Source organism: Rhodococcus sp. LW-XY12, assembly GCF_019317345.1.
Taxonomy (GTDB): domain Bacteria; phylum Actinomycetota; class Actinomycetes; order Mycobacteriales; family Mycobacteriaceae; genus Rhodococcus; species Rhodococcus pyridinivorans.
The window spans coordinates 2,004,797-2,026,229 of the sequence record NZ_CP079225.1; the positions used below are offsets into that span (position 1 = coordinate 2,004,797).

The 21,433-nt window shown below is 69.5% G+C and carries 18 protein-coding genes; 13 read left to right on the plus strand and 5 right to left on the minus strand.

Annotated elements, in window-relative coordinates:
• Positions 1-18: 18 nt before the first annotated feature.
• From dxr to KXC42_RS09485, 5 genes are all read left to right on the plus strand, one after another.
• Positions 19-1,170, plus strand: a complete 1,152-nt coding sequence (gene dxr / locus KXC42_RS09465) for a 1-deoxy-D-xylulose-5-phosphate reductoisomerase (RefSeq protein ID WP_033096510.1) — start codon at positions 19-21, stop codon at positions 1,168-1,170.
• A 15-nt stretch (positions 1,171-1,185) separates the two neighbouring features.
• Positions 1,186-2,403, plus strand: coding sequence for an RIP metalloprotease (locus tag KXC42_RS09470; RefSeq protein WP_219130243.1), 1,218 nt, complete (start codon positions 1,186-1,188; stop codon positions 2,401-2,403).
• A 45-nt stretch (positions 2,404-2,448) separates the two neighbouring features.
• Positions 2,449-3,603, plus strand: a complete 1,155-nt coding sequence (gene ispG / locus KXC42_RS09475; protein ID WP_024100645.1) for a flavodoxin-dependent (E)-4-hydroxy-3-methylbut-2-enyl-diphosphate synthase — start codon at positions 2,449-2,451, stop codon at positions 3,601-3,603.
• Between the two features lie 114 nt (positions 3,604-3,717).
• Complete coding sequence (locus KXC42_RS09480) at positions 3,718-4,554, plus strand: GNAT family N-acetyltransferase (protein ID WP_006554252.1); 837 nt, start codon at positions 3,718-3,720, stop codon at positions 4,552-4,554.
• Positions 4,555-4,586: 32 nt separating this feature from the next.
• Positions 4,587-6,428 carry a penicillin-binding transpeptidase domain-containing protein gene (locus KXC42_RS09485; RefSeq protein ID WP_219130244.1) on the plus strand — a complete coding sequence of 614 codons (1,842 nt, stop codon included), beginning with the start codon at positions 4,587-4,589 and terminating at the stop codon, positions 6,426-6,428.
• Between the two features lie 2 nt (positions 6,429-6,430).
• On the opposite strand, the gene KXC42_RS09490 is transcribed toward KXC42_RS09485, so the two are convergent.
• Entirely contained in the window at positions 6,431-7,786 is a 1,356-nt protein-coding gene (locus KXC42_RS09490) for an APC family permease (RefSeq protein ID WP_019289129.1), read from the minus strand.
• A 49-nt stretch (positions 7,787-7,835) separates the two neighbouring features.
• Complete coding sequence (locus KXC42_RS09495) at positions 7,836-8,699, minus strand: LuxR C-terminal-related transcriptional regulator (RefSeq protein ID WP_006554249.1); 864 nt, start codon at positions 8,697-8,699, stop codon at positions 7,836-7,838.
• Between the two features lie 108 nt (positions 8,700-8,807).
• Between KXC42_RS09495 and KXC42_RS09500 the strand changes: the two genes are divergently transcribed.
• From KXC42_RS09500 to KXC42_RS09515, 4 genes are all read left to right on the plus strand, one after another.
• Positions 8,808-10,451 carry an AMP-binding protein gene (locus tag KXC42_RS09500; RefSeq protein WP_006554248.1) on the plus strand — a complete coding sequence of 548 codons (1,644 nt, stop codon included), beginning with the start codon at positions 8,808-8,810 and terminating at the stop codon, positions 10,449-10,451.
• A gap of 65 nt (positions 10,452-10,516) precedes the next feature.
• Positions 10,517-11,374 carry a type I methionyl aminopeptidase gene (gene map / locus KXC42_RS09505; protein ID WP_019289132.1) on the plus strand — a complete coding sequence of 286 codons (858 nt, stop codon included), beginning with the start codon at positions 10,517-10,519 and terminating at the stop codon, positions 11,372-11,374.
• Between the two features lie 94 nt (positions 11,375-11,468).
• Complete coding sequence (locus tag KXC42_RS09510; protein ID WP_219130245.1) at positions 11,469-11,852, plus strand: hypothetical protein; 384 nt, start codon at positions 11,469-11,471, stop codon at positions 11,850-11,852.
• A 9-nt stretch (positions 11,853-11,861) separates the two neighbouring features.
• The gene (locus KXC42_RS09515) at positions 11,862-12,428 is read left to right on the plus strand and encodes an alpha/beta fold hydrolase (protein WP_064852543.1); all 567 of its coding nucleotides are present in this window, start codon (positions 11,862-11,864) and stop codon (positions 12,426-12,428) included.
• A 75-nt stretch (positions 12,429-12,503) separates the two neighbouring features.
• Here KXC42_RS09515 and mtr read toward each other — a convergent pair whose 3' ends face one another.
• A complete protein-coding gene (gene mtr / locus KXC42_RS09520) occupies positions 12,504-13,877 on the minus strand; it encodes a mycothione reductase (protein WP_006554243.1) in 1,374 nt (457 codons plus the stop codon).
• Positions 13,874-14,944 carry an alpha/beta hydrolase gene (locus KXC42_RS09525; protein ID WP_064061050.1) on the minus strand — a complete coding sequence of 357 codons (1,071 nt, stop codon included), beginning with the start codon at positions 14,942-14,944 and terminating at the stop codon, positions 13,874-13,876. Before KXC42_RS09525 ends, mtr begins: the two co-directional genes overlap by 4 nt.
• A 187-nt stretch (positions 14,945-15,131) precedes the next feature.
• On the opposite strand from KXC42_RS09525, the gene mqo reads away from it, so the two are divergent.
• The 4 genes from mqo (at position 15,132) to KXC42_RS09545 (ending at position 20,653) form a co-directional block, all read left to right on the plus strand.
• Positions 15,132-16,658, plus strand: coding sequence for a malate dehydrogenase (quinone) (mqo, locus tag KXC42_RS09530; RefSeq protein WP_217579878.1), 1,527 nt, complete (start codon positions 15,132-15,134; stop codon positions 16,656-16,658).
• A gap of 96 nt (positions 16,659-16,754) precedes the next feature.
• On the plus strand, positions 16,755-18,017 hold the full coding sequence (gene cobA, locus KXC42_RS09535) for a uroporphyrinogen-III C-methyltransferase (RefSeq protein WP_219130246.1): 1,263 nt from the start codon (positions 16,755-16,757) through the stop codon (positions 18,015-18,017).
• Positions 18,018-18,076: 59 nt separating this feature from the next.
• Positions 18,077-19,498 (plus strand): MFS transporter, encoded by a 1,422-nt coding sequence (locus KXC42_RS09540; protein ID WP_232238113.1) that lies wholly within the window; start codon positions 18,077-18,079, stop codon positions 19,496-19,498.
• A gap of 72 nt (positions 19,499-19,570) precedes the next feature.
• On the plus strand, positions 19,571-20,653 hold the full coding sequence (locus KXC42_RS09545) for an aromatic acid exporter family protein (protein WP_219130247.1): 1,083 nt from the start codon (positions 19,571-19,573) through the stop codon (positions 20,651-20,653).
• Here KXC42_RS09545 and yaaA read toward each other — a convergent pair.
• A complete protein-coding gene (yaaA, locus tag KXC42_RS09550; protein ID WP_024100655.1) occupies positions 20,646-21,389 on the minus strand; it encodes a peroxide stress protein YaaA in 744 nt (247 codons plus the stop codon). The two genes, KXC42_RS09545 and yaaA, sit on opposite strands and share 8 nt — an antisense overlap.
• Between the last annotated feature and the right edge of the window lie 44 nt (positions 21,390-21,433).

Consider the following 21,433-nt stretch of genomic DNA (forward strand, 5'->3'; position numbering starts at 1 on the left):
GTGGGGAACAATGCTCGCGTGGCCGAGACTCGATCTTCTTCCCGCACCCGGGTGCTCCTGCTGGGCAGTACCGGTTCCATCGGTACCCAGGCACTCGACGTGATCGCCGCCAATCCCGACGACTTCGAAGTCGTCGGTCTCGCCGCGGGCGGAGGCAAGACGGACCTACTCGCCGAACAGATCCGCGCGACCGGCGTCCGCGAGGTCGCCGTGGCCGATCCCGACGCCGCCGCCCGGCTCGACCTGCCGGTCCGGAGCGGCCCGGCCGCCGTCACCGAACTCGTGCGTGAGGTCGGCGCGGACGTCGTGCTCAACGCCCTCGTCGGCTCCCTCGGTCTCGAACCGACCCTCGCGGCGCTCGGCACCGGCGCGCGACTCGCATTGGCGAACAAGGAGTCGCTGGTCGCGGGCGGGTCGCTCGTCACGAAGGCGGCGGGGCCGGGCCAGATCGTGCCCGTCGACTCGGAGCACTCCGCGCTGGCGCAGTGCCTGCGTGGCGGCAGCGGCGACGAGGTGGCGCGTCTCGTGCTCACCGCCTCGGGCGGTCCGTTCCGCGGCTGGACCGCCGATCGCCTCGAATCGGTGACGCCCGAACAGGCCGGCGCCCACCCCACCTGGTCGATGGGGCCGATGAACACCCTCAACTCGGCGACCCTCGTCAACAAGGGACTCGAACTCATCGAGACCCACCTGCTCTTCGGTGTGGACTACGACCGGATCGACGTGACGGTGCACCCGCAGTCGATCGTGCACTCGATGGTCACCTTCGTCGACGGATCGACCCTTGCCCAGGCATCGCCGCCGTCGATGAAGCTGCCGATCGCGCTGGCCCTCGGCTGGCCGCACCGCGTCCCGCACGCCGCCCCGGCACTCGACTTCTCGACCGCGTCCACCTGGGAGTTCGAACCCCTCGACGACGACGTCTTCCCCGCCGTGCGGCTCGCGCGCCAAGCGGGCGTGGGCGGCGGATGCCTCACCGCCGTCTACAACGCGGCCAACGAGGTCGCCGCCGAGGCATTCCTCGCGGGGACGCTGTCGTTCCCGCGGATCGTGCAGACCGTCGAGGCCGTGCTGAACGACGCACACGAGTGGTCCGCCGAACCCAGTACCGTGGACGACGTGCTCGCCGCCGACGGCTGGGCCCGCGACCGGGCGCGCACACTCGTATAGGAGGATCGGCCACTCATGATGTTCGTACTGGGCGTGGTGGTGTTCGCCCTCGGCATCGCCGTCTCCATCGCCCTGCACGAGGCCGGCCACATGTGGACGGCGCAGAAGCTGGGCATGAAGGTCCGGCGCTATTACATCGGGTTCGGTCCCCGTGTGTTCGCCTTCCGCCGCGGGGAGACCGAATACGGTCTCAAAGCGGTTCCGGCCGGCGGGTTCTGCGACATCGCCGGCATGACGGCCCTGGACGAACTCGCGCCCGACGAGGTCGAGCGCGCGATGTACAAGCAGAAGACGTGGAAGCGTCTCGTCGTGATGTCGGGTGGCATCGCGATGAACTTCCTGCTCGGCATCGTGCTCATCTACGGCCTCGCTGCCAGCGCGGGACTGCCCAACACCGACAACCGCGCGGTGGTCGGCACCGTCGGCTGTGCCGCGCCGACCCAGGACGGGCCGCCCGACTACACCCCGGCCGACTGCTCGGGTCGCGGCCCGGCCGAGCAGGCCGGCATCGAACCGGGGGACGTGATCGTCGCCGTGGACGGGCAGTCCGTCGAGACCTTCGGCGACCTCGTCCGGGCCACGCAGCCCCTGTCGGGCACCGTACCGTTCACCGTCGAGCGTGGTGACGAGACCCTCACCGTGCCCGTCACGGTCCAGCAGGTCCAGCGCTGGGTCTACGAGAGCGAGTCGCTCGACGCCGAACCCGTCTCCCGCACCGTCGGTGCGATCGGGGTCGGGGGAGAGCCGGGCATCATCGAGTACACGCCGCTCTCGGCGATCCCCGCGACCTTCGACTTCACCGGTTACCTGGCGGTCCGTACGGCCGAGGCCCTCGTGAGCCTGCCGAGTAAGGTCGCCGACCTGTGGACGGCCGTCACCGGGGGAGAGCGCGCGGTCGACACCCCGGTCAGTGTCGTGGGCGCCAGTGTCATCGGCGGCCAGTTCGCCGAGCGCGGCATCTGGGAGTCGTTCGTGTTGTTGCTCGCTCAGCTGAACTTCTTCCTCGGTGCGTTCAACCTCCTCCCGCTGCTGCCGCTCGACGGTGGGCACATGGCCGTCGCGATCTACGAGAAGGCCCGCAACTGGCTGCGCGGCCTGCGCGGACTGCCGGTCGGCCCTCCCGTGGACTACATGAAACTGCTGCCGCTGACCTATGTGGCGGTGGTCATCGGTGGCGCCTACATGGTGCTCACCCTTACAGCAGACATCGTCAACCCCATCAAGCTGTTCTGATCTGCGCCGGTAGACTTGCCGAGTAGCGACGAAAGAAGGCGAACTGTGACCAGCCCCGTCGGATTGGGCATGCCCGAAATTCCTGCGGTCCTCGCACCCCGACGCAAGACCCGCCAGCTCATGGTCGGAAATGTCGGCGTCGGCAGCGATCATCCGGTGTCCGTGCAGTCGATGACCACCACGAAGACGCACGACGTGAACGCCACCCTCCAGCAGATCGCGGAGCTCACGGCGTCCGGCTGCGACATCGTGCGTGTCGCGTGCCCGCGTCAGGAGGACGCCGACGCACTCCCGATCATCGCGAAGAAGAGCAAGATCCCGGTAATCGCCGACATCCACTTCCAGCCGCGGTACATCTTCGCCGCGATCGACGCCGGTTGCGCGGCCGTGCGCGTCAATCCCGGCAACATCAAGGAGTTCGACGGTCGCGTCAAGGAGGTCGCCAAGGCGGCCGGAGACGCCGGGATCCCCATCCGGATCGGCGTCAACGCCGGCTCCCTCGACCCCCGGCTCCTCGCCAAGTACGGCAAGGCCACCCCGGAGGCGCTCGTCGAGTCCGCCCTGTGGGAGGCGAGCCTGTTCGAGGAACACGGCTTCGGCGACATCAAGATCTCCGTCAAGCACAACGACCCCGTCGTGATGGTCGAGGCCTACCGGCAGCTCGCCGCGCAGTGCGACTACCCGCTGCACCTCGGTGTGACCGAGGCCGGCCCCGCCTTCCAGGGCACCATCAAGTCGGCCGTCGCCTTCGGTGCGCTGCTGAGCGAGGGCATCGGCGACACCATCCGCGTGTCCCTGTCGGCGCCGCCCGCCGAGGAGATCAAGGTCGGCACGCAGATCCTGCAGTCGCTGAACCTGCGTCCCCGCAAACTCGAGATCGTCTCGTGCCCGTCCTGCGGGCGTGCCCAGGTGGACGTCTACTCCCTCGCCAACGAGGTCACCGCCGGACTCGAGGGCATGGAGGTGCCGCTGCGGGTTGCGGTGATGGGTTGCGTCGTCAACGGACCCGGTGAGGCTCGTGAGGCGGACCTCGGTGTGGCCTCCGGAAACGGCAAGGGCCAGATCTTCGTCAAGGGCAAGGTCATCAAGACCGTGCCCGAGGCGCAGATCGTCGAGACCCTCATCGAGGAAGCGATGCGCATCGCCGACGAGATGGACGGCAACGACTCGGGCGGCGGCCCCGTGGTGTCGGTCGGCTGATACGGGTGGGGCGCACGGGACGGCGTTCTCTCACTTTCGAGGACTCAGGTTTCCACGCCGCCGTCCGGCATGGCACTCTGATCTCGTATCGGCTTCTCGACGGGTGGTGAGCGAGTGCTCAAGCTTCTGGGCGTCCGGTCGTTGGGCGGACGTGACACCGCCGCGGTGCTCCGGGTGCTCTCCCGCGACCCCGTGGCCGCGTGCATGGTGGCCGGCCGCGTCGAGGAGTACGGACTCGACGGGCGTGCCGTCGGCGGCGAGATGTGGAGCCGCGGAGGCCCCGAGACCTCGCTGTGCTTCTCCGGCGCGAACCTCATTCCGCTGCTGGGTAGTCCGGACGACATCCAGGCGTTCGCCGAGCGCGCGAGTCGCGGGCCGCGGTTGTGTTCGTCCATCGTCGGTCGCGCCGAGTACGCGCTGCCCATGTGGGAGCGGCTCGAATCCACGTGGGGCGCTCCCCGCGAGGTGCGCGCCGAGCAACCCCTCCTCGTCCTCGACCGCGAACCGCTCGTGGACCCCGACCCGCTGGTCCGGCCCGTGCGGACCGACGAACTCGATGTGTATCTGCCCGCCGCGATCTCGATGTTCATCGAGGAGGTCGGCATCGACCCGCGCACCGGCGACGGCGGTGCGGGTTACCGGCGCCGCGTCGCGAGCCTGATCGCGGCGGGACGCGCCTGGGCGCGGTTCGAGGACGGACAGGTCGTGTTCAAGGCGGAGGTGGGTTCGCAGTCGTCCACGGTGGGCCAGATCCAGGGCGTCTGGGTCGATCCCGCGCATCGTGGCTCGGGCCTCGGCACGATCGGCACGGCCGCCGTGGCCTGCGCGGTCGCTCGCAGCGGTCGCCTGCCCAGCCTCTACGTCAACAGCTTCAACGCCCCGGCTCGTGGAGCCTACGCCCGCGCGGGTTTCCGTCAGGTCGCGACGTTCTCCACGGTGCTGCTCGACTGATTTCCCGTCGGCTCTGCCTACGATGACGGGCGATGAGACCTCGAAGTTCCACCCCGGCATCCCCGTACGCACGCGCACTCCGGATCGGCGCTGTGTGGTCGGCGGCCGTCGTGCTCCTCGGCCTGGCCGTCGCGTGCACGCCGCGGCCGGCCGGGCCGGAGGCCGCCGCCCAGGCGTTTCTCGACTCGTTCGCCGCGCAGGACGTCGCGTCGGCGGCGGATCGCACCGACCGCCCCGACGACGCGGCCGTCGCGATGCAGGAGGTCCTGGACGGGCTTCAAGCCGAATCCCTCATCGCCACAACGACATCCACCCGGATCAGCGGCGACTCCGCGACCGTGGGCTACAGCTACGAGTGGCACCTGCCGAAGGAACGGGTATGGCAGTACACCGGTGAGCTCAACATGGGGCGCAGCGGGAACGACTGGATCGTGCGGTGGGCGAAGTCCGCGCTGCACCCGCAGCTCGGCGAACGGCAGACCATGCAGCTCCGCAGCAGCCCGGCGCCGCGTGCCCGGGTCAACGAGCACGCAGGCAGCGACATCCTCGTCCCCGGCACGGTCTACGGCATCGCCTTCGACGCCGCGCAGACCACCGACGTCGCCGACGCCGCACGACAGCTCGCGTCGACGTTGTCGGAGTTCGATTCCTCGCTCACGGCGCAGGCGATCGCGGAATCGGTGACGGCCTCCTCCGGGCCGCGCTCGGTGATGCGTCTGCGCGAGGACGACTACGAGCGCGTCGCCCCACGTCTCGCCGGGATCGACGGTGTCGTGGTGACCGAGCAGGCCGACCTCGTCGCGACCGATCGCAACTTCGCGCCGGATCTCGTGGGTCAGATCAAGAAGACCGTCATCGACGAGGTCGACGGCACGGCCGGGTGGAGCGTCGTCGTGGTGAACCAGTACGGCGTGGACACCGGGGTGCTCACCGAGACGCCGCCGCAACCGGTGCCGTCGTTCTCGGTCAGTCTCGACCGTCCCCTCCAGCTCGCGGCCCAGGCGGCCGTCGATGCCCGCACCGAGCAGGCGATGACGGTCGTGATCGAGGCGTCCACGGGTGCGGTGCTGGCGGTGGCCCAGAACAAGGCCGCCGACCGGGACGGCCCGGTCGCGCTGGCCGGCCAGTACCCGCCGGGCTCGACGTTCAAGATCGTCACCTCGGGTGCGGCGATCGCCGAGGGGAGCGCGACCCCGAACACGATGGTGCCGTGCCCGGGCCGCATCACGATCGGTGAGCGCAGCGTGCCGAACTACAACGAGTTCGAGCTCGGGACGGTCTCTCTCGCTACCGCTTTCGCCCGATCCTGCAACACCTCCTTCGCCAAGCTCGCCTCCGAGATGGCCCCGGACGCGCTGACCGTCGCCGCTTCGCAGTTCGGTATCGGTGTGGACTACGAGGTGGTCGGGATGCCGACCTTCACCGGTTCGGTTCCGCCCGCGGAGGATCTCGTCGAACGGACCGAGGACGGCTTCGGTCAGGGCAAGGTGGTCGTGAGCCCGTTCGGGATGGCGCTCACCGCGGCGACGGTCGCCGCCGGCCGTACCCCGGTGCCCTATCTCATCGCGGGTCGCGAGACCGTTGTGAGCGGTTCGCCGCCGCCGGTGACGCCGGAGATGGTGGAGGGTCTGCGCGAGATGATGCGCCTGGTGATCACGAGCGGTACCGCCGACCGCATCCGGGACCAGGGCGACGTCTACGGCAAGACCGGCGAGGCCGAGGTCGAGGGCGGGTCGCACTCGTGGTTCGTCGGTTACCGCGGTGATCTGGCGTTCGCGACGCTCGTCGTGCGCGGCGGCAGCTCCGACAATGCGGTCGCGGTCACCCGCGACATGTTCGCCGCCCTGCCGCCGGAATACGACGAGGGAGCCTGAGCTCAGGTTGTACTCGCGGGCCGACCGTCGCGCCGGCCCGCGAGTCGCGTCACCAGCCACAGCACCACACCGATCCCGAGCAGCACCCCGGCCGTCCGGTACTGGGTCACGGGCCGGTCGACCCACGGCAGGACGAGGAACAGGCAACTGGCCGCCCCGAGCACCGGGAGGATCGTCGGCGCGCGGAAGTGCCGGTGCTCCACGTGGTCCCGGCGCAGGACCAGGGCGGCGACGTTGACGATCGCGAACACCCCCAGCAGGAGCAGCGCCGTCGTCCCCCCGAGTTCGGGCACCCCGCCGACGAAGACGACGAGACCGACCGCGAGCAGCGTCGTGAACGCGATCGCGACATAGGGCGTGCGGCGCGTGGGGTGCACCCGCCCCAGGACGGCGGGCAGGACGTCCTCGCGGGCGATGCCGTAGACCAGCCGGCTCGCCATCAGCATGTTGATCAGCGCGGTGTTGGCCACCGCGAACATCGTGACGAAGGCGAAGATCCCGACCGGGAACGCCGGCGCGCCGACCTCGACCACCCGCAGCAAGGGCGTCTCGCCCGCCCCGAGCTCCTCGGGCGCGACGAGCGCGATCGCGGTGATCGAAACGAGCACGTACACCAACGCGGCGAGACCCAGGCCGAGCAGCAGCATCCGGGGGAAGATCCGGGTGGGCTCCTTGCACTCCTCGGCCATGTTCACCGAATCCTCGAACCCCACCATCGCGAAGAAGGCCAGGGCCGTCCCTGCGACCACCGCGGAGAAGACGGACCGGTCGCCGGGATCGATCTCGACCACACGCGAGAAGTCCCCGCCGCCGAAACCCAACGCCCACATGCCGATCGCGACGATGATGAGCAGACCGCCCAACTCGACCATCGTGAGCACCACGTTGGTCTTCACGCTCTCGCCGACCCCGCGGAAGTTGATCACCGCCAGGACGAGGACGAAGACCAGCGCGATCACGGTGATCCCGGCCGTGCCGGCCAGGTCGAGGCCGAAGGCCTCGGCGAAGTTCGCGGCGAACGCCCGCGCAGCAGTGGCGGCAGAGGTGATGCCCGAGGACATCACGGCGAAGGCCACGAGGAAGGTCAGGAAATGCACGCCGAACGCCTTGTGCGTGTAGAGCGCCGCTCCGGCCGCCCGCGGATACTTCGTGACCAGCTCCAGATAGCTGAACGCGGTCACCGTCGCGACGGCGAACGCGACGAGGAACGGCAGCCACACCACGCCGCCGACCTCGTTCGCGACCTCCCCGGTGAGAGCGTAGATGCCGGTGCCCAGGATGTCGCCGATGACGAACAGCAGGAGCAGACCCGGTCCGAGGACGCGGACGAGCTGGGGTGAGTCGGTCGTCTCGGCCACCGCAGGCCCCCTTCCGCACCCTGTCCGCCGATGGGGGACCGGCCGGATATCAGGGCAGCAGACCCGATTTTCGCGCGGCGACGACGGCCTCGTGGCGGGAATGGACGTCGAGCTTGCTCATGGCGCTGCGCAGGTAGCTCTTGACCGTCTCGGCACCGACCGACAGGCGCTGGGCGATCTCGGCGTTGCTGCACCCCAGCGCCACATGGGACAGCACGTCGGTCTCGCGCGGGGACAGCACGACGTCCGTCGGTTCCGGTTCCGTTCCGTCGAGCACCCCGGCGAGACGGTCGGACAACGAGCGGAGCTTCTCCTGCAGCGCCGGATCGGTCGTACCCTGCGCGAGCACCCGCAGCTCGGCGTGGACCTCGCGGACCTGCGCGGTCGCGACGGGATCGCGGTCGCCGGACGACCGCTCGAGCATCGCAAGTCGCCGATCGACCTCGTCGCGCACCTCGATCTCGTGCGCGAGACGTGCGGCCGCCTGCGCGAACGCCGTCACCGCCCGATCACCGACCGGCGCGCACTCGCGCGCGGCGCCGTACAACACCGCGCGGGCCTTGCCCTCGACGAGTACCGGCACGGCGAGGATGGACCGCAATCCCTCGTACAGAACGGGACGGTCGAAGTGGTGCGTGATCGACGCAGAGCGACCGTAGTCCGACACCGTCACCACCCGCGACTCCGCGAGGACGCGACCGCCGAGACCGGCCCGCGGAGGCACCACGACCCCCGCCAGGCTGTTGGTGCGGGTGCCGAAGAATTCGCTGAGCTGCAGCGATCCCTGCTGGACCTCGCCGGCGAAGACCACCGGCAACTGTGCCTGCGCCGCGGTGCGGCGGAGTTCACCGCGCAGGGCGTCACCGTCACGGGGACGCAGCAGCGCCGACGAGGAGGACGACACGAACGCCACCCCTTTCCGGGGGTATCGGGGAACATGGTGTGACTCGAATCATAGACGTCGAACGGGTGTGCTCCACAGATCAGGAACACCCTGGCCGGTACGGACGAAAGGACCACAATGGGCGACACAGCGAGCCGCGTGCGGACACTGCTCGAGCGGTACGACACGGCAGACGCCTGCGCAGCCCGACTGCTGTGCGACGACCATCCCGCCGACGCGGTGGCGTTCACCGTCGTCGACGCGGACCTGAGCTCCACCGATCTCACCTACGGCGAGCTCCGCGAACGGTCGATCCGCTTCGCCGCGGCGCTGGCGGATCTCGGTGTCGAACCCGGCGACCACGTCGCGACGCTCATGGGCAAGTCGGCAGACCTGGTGGTCGCGGTTCTCGGTATCTGGCGTCGCGGCGCCGTGCACGTGCCGCTCTTCACCGCCTTCGCCCCGCCGGCGATCGCCTTCCGGCTCGACGCGAGCGGCACCAAGGTGGTCGTGGCCGATCGTGATCAGGCCGGCAAGCTCGCCGCCGGATCGGATCATCCCGCCGAGGTGCCGTGGCAGGTCGTCGTGGCCGGTGAGGGAGACGCCGACGCGTCCGGGCGTGGGGCCCGCGACTTCGGCGAGCTGGTCGCCGCGCAGTCGGCCGACGACCCGCGTGGCGAGGCCGTCGCCGTCGGCGCCGAGGGGCGCCTGGTCCAGCTGTTCACCTCCGGCACGACCGGCACTCCCAAGGGTGTTCCCGTCCCGGTGAAGGCGCTGGCGTCCTTCCACGCCTACCTGGAGTTCGGCCTCGACGTGCGCAAGGACGACGTCTTCTGGAACGCGGCCGATCCGGGATGGGCGTACGGGCTCTACTACGCGCTACTCGGACCGCTCGCGGCCGGTCGGCGCAGCCTCCTGCTGCACGCCGGTTTCTCGCCCGCGCTCACCTGGCAGATCCTCGACACCTTCGGGGTGACCAACTTCGCGGCGGCCCCGACGGTCTACCGCAGCCTCAAGGCCGACACCGCCGAGCACCCGCCGGTGCGGCTGCGTCGTGCCTCCTCGGCCGGTGAGCCGCTGACCCCGGACGTCCTCGAGTGGTCGAAGGAGACCCTCGGTGTCGTGGTGCGCGACCAGTACGGACAGACCGAACACGGCATGTTCGTCGTCGACGCGTGGGCGGACGAGCTGCGCGAGGACACCCCGGCGCGTTCGATGGGCAAGCCGCTGCCGGGCTGGAGCTGCGCGGTGCTGCGCGAGGACAGCGACGAGATCGCCGAGCCCGGTGAGGTCGGACGCGTCGCGATCGACGTGCACGCGAGCCCGCTCGTGTGGTTCACCGGCTACGTCGACGCACCCGAGAAGACCGCCGACCGGTTCAGCGAGGACGGCCGCTGGTACCTGACCGGCGACGCCGGCAAGGTCGACGAGAACGGTTTCTTCTTCTTCTCGTCCCGCGACGACGACGTGATCATCATGGCCGGTTACCGCATCGGCCCGTTCGACGTCGAGTCGGTGCTCGTGATGCACCCCGACGTGATCGAGGCCGCCGTGGTGGGTCTGCCGGACGAACTGCGGGGGGAGGTCCTCGAGGCGTTCGTGGTGCTGCGGGAGGGTGTCGAGGGCGACGACGCGGTCGAGGCGGAGCTGCAGAAGCTCGTGAAGCAGAAGTACGCCGCCCACGCCTACCCGCGCGCGGTGCACTTCGTGCCGCACCTGCCCAAGACGCCGAGCGGCAAGGTCCAGCGCTTCAAGCTGCGCCAGGCGGGCGCTGTGGGCTGATCGGCGCACGACGGCCCGATCGGTGGATGACAGGGGAGCGGGGCGCGGCGGCTAATCTGGAAGTCATGGCTACCCGCGCTCCGCTCGTCCCCGGCACTCCGACTCCCGTCCGGGAGGTGCCCGCATCGATCGAACGGCCGGAGTACGTGTGGAAGCCCACGGCGAAGGAAGGCAACGAGCCGTGGGTGCAGACACCCGAGACGATCGAGAAGATGCGACTCGCGTCGAAGATCGCCGCACAGGCCCTCGTCGAGGCCGGTAAGGCTGTCGCGCCGGGCGTGACCACCGACGAGATCGACCGCGTCGCGCACGAGTACATGTGCGACCACGGCGCCTACCCGTCGACCCTCGGTTACCGCGGCTTCACCAAGTCGTGCTGCACCTCGCTCAACGAGGTCATCTGCCATGGCATCCCCGACTCGACCGTCGTCGAGGACGGCGACATCGTCAACATCGACGTCACCGCCTACATCGACGGCGTCCACGGCGACACCAACGCCACCTTCCTGGCCGGCGACGTCTCCGAGGACGTCCGCCTGCTCGTCGATCGCACCCGCGAGGCCACGATGCGCGGCATCAAGGCGGTCAAGCCGGGCCGGGCCCTCAACGTCATCGGCCGGGTCATCGAGTCCTACGCCAACCGCTTCGGCTACGGCGTCGTCCGCGACTTCACCGGCCATGGTATCGGCGAGACCTTTCACAACGGCCTGGTGATCCTGCACTACGACCGGCCCGACATCGACACGATCATCGAGCCCGGCATGGTGTTCACCATCGAACCGATGATCAACCTCGGTACGCCCGACTACGAGATCTGGGACGACGGCTGGACGGTCGTCACCAAGGACCGCAAGTGGACCGCGCAGTTCGAGCACACCATCGTCGTCACCGACACCGGCGCCGAGATCCTCACCCTGCCGTGACCTCCGCTCGCTGAGCGAGCACGGAGTTCGGCCCCGACCCGGAAAGGGTCGGGGCCGAACCTGTTTCGGAAGGCGGCCGGCCTGGGGTGCCGCGTTGCGGGCGACCTGCCAGGTCGCGCCCACGCACACCGCGGCCACCAGCAGGGGGAGCGCCACCAGGGTCGTCGTCGGCGACGCGTCGACGATCCACGACCACAGCGACGACCACGACCGGGTCCACGTGACGAGGGTCGCGGCGAGACCGCCGATCACGACGACGGACGCGGCGGCCGTCAGCAGACCCGTTGCGCGCCAACGGTGCTGGATTGCCCCGACGAGCATCGACAGCGCAACGATCAGGAGCATGGTGGCGAAGAAGCCCAGGAACTGCACCACGGAACTGTCGGTGACGAAACGCAGGATCCCGAACCTCCGCATGTCCACTCCCCAGCCCGTCGTCGATACGGCAAGAGGCGGAGCACGGACTGCGGCCATGTAGCGTTTGCCCATGGAATCGAGGACGGTGACCACGCCCGGTGGGGACGTGCAGGTTCGGATCGGCGGCCCCGAAAGTCGTTACACGGTGCTTCTCTTCCCCGACGTGGGGGAGGACGCAGGTGTGTACGACGTCGTGTGCGAGCGGCTGCACACGTCCGACCTGCGGACGATCGTGGTCGAGAAGATCGACGGACTCGCGCCCGCCGACGTGTTCGCCCTACTGGACGCCCTCGCCCTGCCCTGGGTTCATCTGGCGGGCAGCGGCGCGGGAGCCGAACTGGCCTGGGCCGTCGCCGCAGGACGCTTCGGACGCTTCGCGAGCCTGGTGGTCGCCGACCGCGGCCATCCCGCGGTCGCGGATCGTGACGGCACGGTGCGCGACGCGTCGGCGCCGCCCGCGGAGGTGCCCACCACGATCGTCGTGGGCGATGCCTCGCGTCGACCCGAAGCGGACGCATCGATGCGCTACGTGACGGGAGAGTTCCGGGTGGTCGAACTCGCCGGGGTCGCCAACGTGCCCGCCGAGGCGCCCACCGACTTCGCGTCCGCGATCGCGCTGCGCACCGGAAGCTGGTGAGACGCGTGTGGCCTGCGGCCCGGAGAGGGCAGCAGGCCACACGGCGCTGGTGAAGGTGCTCGGAGACCCCGAAGTTCAGAGACCCAGCAGGGCGTTCTCGACGAGTTCGGGCAGCGCGGGGTGGATCCAGTACTGCCCGGTCGCCATCTCCCGCGCGGGCAGACCGAACGACATGGCCTGGATGAGGGGCTGGATGACCGTCGACGCCTGGGCCCCGATGATGTGGGCGCCGAGCAGCAGACCCGTCGACCGATCGGCGATCAGCTTGCAGAAACCTTCGGTGTCCTCCATGGCCCAGCCGTAGGCGACGTTGCCGTAGTCCTGGATCTTGACGGAGATGTCGAATCCCACCTCCCGGGCCTCGGCCTCGGTGAGACCGACCGACGCGATCTGCGGATCGGTGAACACCGCGGAGGGGACGTAGCGGTGGTCCGTCCGCTGCAGACCCGTGGTGTCGCCGCTCCACGCGTCGTGCAACAGGTTGTGCTGGACGACCCGCGCCTCGTGGTTGGCCACGTGCTTGAGCTGGTAGGGCGACGACACGTCGCCGAGGGCGAACACACCCGCCGCGGACGTGCGCTGGAACTCGTCGACCACGATCCGGCCCTTCGCATCGAGTTCGATGCCGGCCGCCGCGGCGTCGAGCAGGTCACCGTTGGGCTGCCGACCTGTCGCGACGAGCAGGGCGTCGCCGCTCACGACGGTGCCGTCGGCGAGTTCGACCTCCACGCCGTCGCCGACCGGACGGAACGCCCGGGCCGGATTGGCGAGGTGGACGTCCCACTTGGCCGCGGCGAGCGCCGTGAACCGCTCGGAGACGTCGGCGTCGAGGTGCCGCAGTAGACGGTCGGTCCGCGCGATCACCGACACCCGCGTGCCGAGCGCCGAGAAGACGTGGGCGAACTCCATCGCGATGAAACCCGTCCCGAGGATTACGAGGGACTCGGGCAGTTTAGGCAACCGCATGATGCCGTCGCTCGTGTGATATCTCACACCGGAATCGAGTACCTCCTGCGGGATCGCGGGCCGCGAACCGGCCGCGACGACCACCTGGTCCGCGGTGATCACCTCACCGGTTCCGGTGTCGATGCGGCGCTCGCCGACGAACCGCGCGTGACCGTCGTAGACGGTGACGTTCGCGCAGTCCTCGCGGCGGTAGCGCTCGCCGCCCGCAGCGATGGGATCGATGCGACCGAAGACCCGGTCGACGATGTCGTTCCACCGCACTCCGTCGATCGACGCGTCGACGCCGTACTTCGCCGCGGTGCGGACCGTGTGGGCGACCTCCGCGGCGTAGACGTACATCTTCGTGGGGATGCAGCCCACGTTGAGGCAGGTGCCCCCGAAGGTGCCTTCTTCGAGGAGAGCGACGCGCTTCCCGTCGTACCGCTCGTCGAGGATCGAATTCCCCGATCCTGTGCCGATGATCGCGAGGTCGTAGTGGGTCACGCGTGCTCTCCCGTGAGTCGGTGCAGTACGGAAACGGTGGCGGAGTCGTCGGAGTCGTCGGCCTCGGTTCGGGAACCGGAGGTGTCCGCCTCGTCCGCTCCGTCCAACCATTCCAGCCACAAGTCCAATTCCCGGAAGGCCTCCGCCAGGGGACCGGGTGTGGACAGGAACACGTCGTGACGGGCACCGTCGATCGGCACGATCGTCGTGCGGTTGCCGAGGCATCCCGCCCATCGGGCTATCTGGCGGACGTCGAGGACCGCGTCGACGGTGTCGACGCTCGCGTCGTACCGCGGAGCGAAGCGCGAGGCACCGGACCGCAGGATCAGCGACGGCACCCCGATGTCGAGCCCGCGGTGCAGGACGGCCTGGCCCCGCCGCACGGCACGTAACCAGCCGAAGCGGACGGGGAACCCGGTCAACGGCTTCCAGTCGAGGTCGTAGCGCCAGCCGTCGCACTGCAGGCTGCGGCCGTAGGCCTCGGTCTTCGGCAGCGGTATGAGCGCGCGCGGGCGGAGGCGGCCGACGATGTCGACGGCCGCCGTGCCGACATTGCGCAGGTAGGACGGTCCCTGCAGGTCGAACCACGGACTGTTCAGGACGAGACCCACGATGCCCGCCGCGGCAACCCCGCCGGGCCGGCGACGGAGACGGTCGAGCCACAACGGCAGGACGAGCCCGCCCGTCGAGTGGGCCGCCAGCAGCACACCGCCACCGACCTCCTCGCGCACCACGCGCAGCGCCTCGTCGAGTTCGGCGTCGTAGTGGGAGAGATCGGTGACGAAGTGAGGGGTGTGCCCGGGTGCCCGCGAACGACCGCACTTGCGCAGGTCCAGCGCGAAGAAGCGGTAACCGCGCGCCGCGAAGTGCTCGGCGAGGTGCTGCTGGAAGAAGTAATCGGTGAAGCCGTGGACGTAGAGCACCGCCCGGTCGGGGAGATCGGTAGACGGAGGCTGGTAGCGCACCAGGGTCGCCGAGATCTCGCCCTCGCCGTCGGGGTCGGTGCCCAGCGGCAGTTCGAGCTGTTCGTAGCCGTCTCCGAGGACGTCAGGACGCCAAGTAGTCACTATCACACCCTAGGTGTGTTCGCCGACCACCGCTCATGGGTACACAATGAGGTGAAATGAAACGCCGGACCACGCCCGGGTAACCTGTCGGTCGCATTCGCGCGCCGCGTTGACGGGACACCCACGCGAGACGGTACCTCCGTACTTCGGCGGCGCGTGCGAACCAGACAAGGAAGTCGATTTCCCAGTGTCAGAGAACGTAGTAGCGAAAACCGATGTAGTGCTCGTGGGCGCGGGCATCATGAGCGCAACCCTCGGTGCGTTGTTGCGTCAGGTGCAGCCCGACTGGTCGATCACCGCGTTCGAGCGCCTCGACGCCGCGGCCGCCGAGAGCAGCGACCCCTGGAACAACGCCGGTACGGGCCACTCCGCGCTGTGTGAGCTCAACTACACTCCTGAGAAGCCGGACGGTTCGGTCGACATCGCGAAGGCCGTCAACGTCAACGAGCAGTTCCAGGTCTCGCGCCAGTTCTGGGCGTACGCCGTCGACAACGGCATTCTGTCCGACCCCAAGAACTTCATCAATCCGGTTCCGCACGTCAGCTTCGTACACGGCGCCGAGAACGTGAAGTACCTGCGTGCCCGCTACGACGCCCTTGCCGGCCATCCCCTCTTCGAGGGCATGGAGTACACCGAGAGCCCCGAGGTCTTCACCGAGCGTCTGCCGCTCATGGGCAAGGGCCGCGACTTCTCCGACCCGGTTGCCCTGAATTGGACGCAGACCGGCACCGACATCGACTTCGGTGCCCTCACCAAGCAGCTCATCAACCACGTCGCGGCCTCCGGCGGCACCGTCTTCTTCGGCCACGACGTCACCGACGTGTCCAAGCAGTCCGATGGCAGCTGGATCGTGAAGGTCCGCAACCGCCGCACCGGCGAGTCGCGCAAGGTCCAGGCGAAGTTCGTCTTCGTCGGCGCCGGCGGCGGCGCGCTGCACCTGCTGCAGAAGTCGGGCATCAAGGAGATCAAGGGCTTCGGTGGCTTCCCCGTCTCCGGTGCCTTCCTGCGCTGCACCAATCCCGAGGTCATCGCGCAGCACAGCGCCAAGGTCTACGGCAAGGCCGCGGTCGGTGCCCCTCCGATGTCGGTGCCGCACCTCGACACCCGCGTCATCGGCGGCAAGCAGGGTCTGCTCTTCGGTCCCTACGCCGGCTGGTCGCCCAAGTTCCTCAAACAGGGCGGCGTCATGGACCTGCCCAAGTCCGTCAAGCCCGGCAACCTGATGTCGATGCTCGGCGTCGGCGTCACCGAGCTCGGCCTGGTCAAGTACCTCGTCGGTGAGCTCATGCAGTCGCCCGCCGACCGCATCGGCACCCTCGCCGAGTTCGTGCCCGAGGCGCGCCTCGAGGACTGGGAGCTCATCGTCGCCGGCCAGCGTGTGCAGGTCATCCGCCGCAAGGGTGCGGGCGGTGTCCTCGAGTTCGGTACCGCCGTGGTCAACGCGGGTGACGGTTCGATCGCCGGTCTGCTCGGTGCGTCGCCGGGTGCCTCGACGGCCGTTCCGGCCATGCTCGACGTCCTCGAGCGCTGCTTCCCGCAGCAGTGGGCGGGCTGGCAGTCCAAGCTCCGCGAAATGGTCCCGTCGCTCGGTCTGAAGCTGTCCGACAACCCCGACCTGTTCCGCCAGGTATGGGACCACAGCACGAAGTCGCTGCAGCTCGACGTCTGCTCCGACACCGTGGCCGAGGCACCCGCAGAGGCCGCCGCGGTCTGATCCGATCACTGCACCTGTGGCCCGGGGCGATGCCCGGGCCACAGGTGTCCCGAAGGTGGGTCCGATCGGATTCGCCCCGACACGAGAGATGGGGAGATGCCCGTGTCCGCTGCCGCTGAGGACGAGACCAGTTACCTGGTCGGACTCGATCTCCGTGGACGCCGCGTCGTGATCGTCGGAGGAGGCAGCGTCGCGCAGCGGCGTCTCGGTCTGCTCGTCGCGTCCGGTGCCGACGTCCACGTGGTCGCCCGGGCCGCGACCCCCGTGGTCGAGAGCATGGCGACGAAGGGCCGCATCTCCCTCGACCTGCGCGACTACCGCGACGGCGACCTCGACGGCGCGTGGTACGCCATGGCCTGCACCGACGAACCCGAGACCAACGCAGCGGTCGTCGCCGAAGCCGAACGCAACAGGATCTTCTGCGTCCGCGCCGACAACGCCCGCCACGGAAGCGCCGTCACCCCCGCCACGGCCCGCTACGAGGGCCTGACCGTCGGCGTCCTCGCCGGTGGCGACCACCGCCGGTCCGCCGCCGTGCGCACCTCGATCCGTGACGCCCTCGCCGGAGCGGCCGTCGCCGAGTTCGCCGAGACCGCGCCGAAGCCGGTCGGCGTCGCCCTCGTGGGCGGAGGACCGGGCGATCCCGACCTGATCACCGTGCGCGGTCGACGCCTCCTCACCCGCGCCGACGTGGTCGTCGCCGACCATCTCGCCCCGCAGGAACTGCTCGCGGAACTCGACTCGCACGTCGAGGTGATCGACGCGGCGAAGCTCCCGTACGGACGGGCCATGGCCCAGCAGGTCATCAACGAGACCCTCATCGACCGCGCAAAGGCCGGCAAGTTCGTCGTCCGACTCAAGGGCGGCGACCCGTACGTCTTCGGTCGCGGCTACGAGGAGCTCGAGGCCTGCACTGCGGCCGGGATTCCTGTCACCGTCGTCCCGGGCATCACCAGCGCGATCTCCGTGCCCTCCGCGGCAGGCATCCCCGTCACCCATCGCGGCGTCACCCACGAGTTCGTCGTCGTCAGCGGACACGTCGCGCCGGGACATCCCGACTCGCTCACCGACTGGGACGCGCTCGCGAAGTTGCGGGGCACCCTGGTCCTGCTCATGGCTGTCGAACGCATCGACCGGTTCGCCGATGCCCTGATCGCCGGCGGACGTCCCGCAGACACCCCGGTGGTCGTCGTGCAGGAGGGAACACTGCGCAGTCAGCGCGTGGTGAGTGCCGATCTGTCGACCGTCGCGCACCGCGTCCGCGACGAGGGCGTGCGCCCGCCCGCGATCATCGTGATCGGGCCGGTGGCCGCATTCGGACTCGATCCGCGGACCGGCTCCGACTCGGACGGTGGGTAACATTGGAACACGTGTCAGCCACCTCGCATCCGTCGGCCACCCGCGCGGTCGCTCTGGCCATGCTGGTCCTCAGCGGTCTCCAGTTGATGGTCGTTCTCGACGGAACGGTCGCGAATCTCGCGCTCGCTCCGCTGCAGAGCGATCTGGGACTGTCGGATTCGGGTCGCAACTGGGTCCTCACCTCGTACGCCCTCGCGTTCGGCGGACTGATGCTCCTCGGCGGCCGCCTGGGCGACAGCTACGGGCGCAAACGCATGTTCATGGGCGGGGTCGGCCTGTTCACCCTGGCGTCCCTTCTGTGCGGGCTGGCGACCGGCGAAGCGACGCTCATCGGCGCCCGCGCCCTGCAGGGTGTCGGGGCCGCGGTCGCGTCCCCGACCGCTCTCGCGCTCGTTGCGACGACCTTCGCCGCAGGCCCGGCACGCAACCGCGCCATCGCGGTCTTCGCCGCCATGACCGGCGTCGGGTCCATCGCGGGACTCATCCTCGGTGGGGCCCTCACACAGGTGTCGTGGCGCTGGATCTTCCTCATCAACGTCCCCATCGGTGTGCTCATCGTCGTGCTCGCCGCGATCGCGCTGCGTGAGACCGCGTCCGAACGCCTCGCGCTCGACGTTCCCGGCGCGATCCTCGCGACGCTCGGCTGCACCGGTCTGGTCTTCGGTCTCACCGAGGGCCCCGAACTCGGCTGGTCGAGCCTTCCGGTGATCGGTGCTGTCGCCGCGGGCTTCGTGCTGCTGGGACTGTTCCTGCTCGCCGAGCGGCGGGCCGAGAACCCGCTGCTGCCGTTCGTGCTGTTCCGGAACAAGGACCGCGTCGCGACCTTCGTGGCGATCTTCTTCGCGGGTGCGGTGATGTTCAGCCTCGCGGCCTTCGTCGCCCTGTTCGTACAGGACATTCTCGGCTACAGCCCACTCTCCGCGGGCCTGGCGTTCGTGCCGTTCGCCTTCGGTCTCGGAGGCGCCGCCGCGGTGTCGTCGAAGATGGTCGCGCGGATCGAACCCCGCTGGCTGGTGGTCACCGGCTCGGTGATCATGACGGTGAGCCTGCTCTACGGATCGACGATGGACGGCAGCGTCCGCTACTTCCCGACCCTGTTCGTGCTGGTGCTCGTCGTCGGTTTCGGCGTCGGACTGGCCGTCGTCCCGCTGCCGCTGTGCGCGATCTCCGGGGTGGGTCCGCACGAGATCGGACCGCTCTCGGCGATCGCGCAGGTCGCAACGACCCTCGGAGGTCCGATCGGCCTCGGTGTGATCGGTGCGATGGCCACCTCGCGGACGATGTCGCTCGGCGGTGTCTCGGGGGCCGTCGCCGGCATGACCGACGCCCAGCTCGTCGCGCAGGGCGAGGGTTACATGTTCGCGCTGGTCGGCTGCGCCGTCTGCGCGGTGATCGCCGGTATCGCGGCTCTGTTCATCCGCTTCACCCCCGAAGAGGTCGCCCAGGCGCAGGAAGCCGAGAAGGCCGCGCAGACGTCCTGATCCCGGGACCGTCGGCGCGGCGGATGAGTTTGCTCACGCCTGCCACGCGCGAACGCCGGGTACCCGACGCCCATGCAGGTCGGTGTTCTCGAACGGGGCAGATTCGTCGGATCGTGGATCGTCCGGGCCGTACGCGAGGCCGGACACGAGCGGTACGTCGCCCTCCAGGCGTTCCGGTCCACGCTCGCCGCGGTCGTCGCGTGGCTCGTCGTGACCGAGGTCTTCCACTTCCAGCAGGCATTCCTCGCGCCCTACGTCGCGGTCTTCCTCGTCGAGGCGACGCTCGTGCGCTCGCTCCAGCAGGCGGTGGTGCAGGTCGGGGCGGTGGTTGCGGGTCTGCTGGTCGCGGTCGTGGTGACGCGGCTCGTTGAGTCGACGACCGCTGCGATCGGCATCGCCGTGGCGATCGGCTACTTCGCGGGTCGCTGGCGACGGTTCGGGGCCAGTGGCATCTGGGTGGCGATCACCGCGCTGCTGGTGATCGCGACGGGCGCCTCGGACAGCCCGATCCTGCTCGGTGAACGACTCGCGGAGACGGCGATCGGCGCGGCGATCGGCGTGGCCGTGACGGCGCTGGTCTTCCCGCCGGTGTACTCGGCGGGCAAGGAGGCCCGCGAACTCACCGGTGAGCTGCGCGACCTGCTGCGGGACATGGCGTCCGGATGCCGTGAGGGATCGTCGGGGGTGCGGGACTGGGTGCAGCGCGCGCGGGGCATCGACAGCCTCGTGCAACGCGCCTTCGAGGAATCACGGTGGGCGCACGAGAGTGCCCGGATGAACCCACGCCCCGCCGCTGCACGGGCCGGGGAATGGGCACGTCGCTGGGACCGGACCCTCGACGACCTCTCGTCGGTGTCCAGCGCTGTCGAGGAACTCGCGCACGCTCTGGACCCCGTACTCGGCGACGACGTCGCCGAAGCCGACTGTCGCCGCCTGCGGACGGGGATCGCAGCGATGCTCGACGCCCTCGCCGAGATGGTCGATGCCGTGGGGGCGGGCCGGGAGGTCGACCCCGACGGGACGTGCCGCAGCAATCTCACCGAACTCGAACGGTTCGCCACCGAATCGGACGACCTGGTCCTGACCGCGCGACTCGGCGCCGTCCTGCACACGGCTCGCCGGATCGTCGCGGCGATGGGACTCGAGGTCAGGTGAGCACGACCAGCTCGGTCGGCGACTCCACCTCGACCCTCAGTCCCGCCTTCGTCGCGACGCGGGCGAGCGCTCCGATATCGCTCGGCTCCGCGCGGGTGAGGACCAGCGCGCGGGCCAGCAGGCCCTTGTGGTGCTTGTTGAAGTGGCTGACGACCTTGCGGGTGCCGTCGGGCTGCTCGGTGAGCACGGTTGCGGTCACCGCACCTGGCACGGGACCGAGCTGCTGGTAGACCCCGGAGCGGAGATCGACCACGAGGTCGCCGCCGGCCTCGGCCACCAGCGCGTCGGTGAGCTCGTTCCGCCACACGGACTTCACGGTGCCGAAGCCGGGCAGTTTCGACCCTCCGGAGAGGCGGTAGGCGGGGATCGGATCCGCAGCCCGGACCGCGCCGAACAGCGCCGACCCGATGCCCAGGCGTCGATAGGCCTTGTCGCGCTGCGCCTTCGTGAAGGCTCCCGCGTCGAGCGCGTCGTACAGCACGCCGGTGTACCGCTCCAGCGCCGGGCGGGTGGGGGAGACCCACAACTTCGCGTTGCGTTCGATCTCGTCGGCGCCCTTCGTACCCAGCCCGAGTGCGCGGCTCGACTCCTCGGGGTCGGCGGAGAGGTCGACGAGGGCCTGCACGAGCATCTCCCGCGTCTCCGTCAACTGCGGCATCGACAGGTCGGCGAGATCGAGCGGTCCGCCGTCGCCGCCGTCGGACTTGGTTTCGGAAGGGGGGAGAAGCACCAGCACAACCGGTAACCGTACCGACGTCGCGGAAGATGGCCACGGTAGGC

Bases quoted from the DNA above. Each gene is read 5' to 3' on its own strand.
- KXC42_RS09470 (WP_219130243.1), top strand. From the start codon at position 1,186: ATGATGTTCGTACTGGGCGTGGTGGTGTTCGCCCTCGGCATCGCCGTC.
- KXC42_RS09485 (WP_219130244.1), top strand. From the start codon at position 4,587: ATGAGACCTCGAAGTTCCACCCCGGCATCCCCGTACGCACGCGCACTC.
- KXC42_RS09500 (WP_006554248.1), top strand. From the start codon at position 8,808: ATGGGCGACACAGCGAGCCGCGTGCGGACACTGCTCGAGCGGTACGAC.
- map (WP_019289132.1), top strand. From the start codon at position 10,517: ATGGCTACCCGCGCTCCGCTCGTCCCCGGCACTCCGACTCCCGTCCGG.
- KXC42_RS09515 (WP_064852543.1), top strand. From the start codon at position 11,862: ATGGAATCGAGGACGGTGACCACGCCCGGTGGGGACGTGCAGGTTCGG.
- cobA (WP_219130246.1), top strand. From the start codon at position 16,755: ATGCCCGTGTCCGCTGCCGCTGAGGACGAGACCAGTTACCTGGTCGGA.
- KXC42_RS09540 (WP_232238113.1), top strand. From the start codon at position 18,077: ATGCTGGTCCTCAGCGGTCTCCAGTTGATGGTCGTTCTCGACGGAACG.
- KXC42_RS09545 (WP_219130247.1), top strand. From the start codon at position 19,571: ATGCAGGTCGGTGTTCTCGAACGGGGCAGATTCGTCGGATCGTGGATC.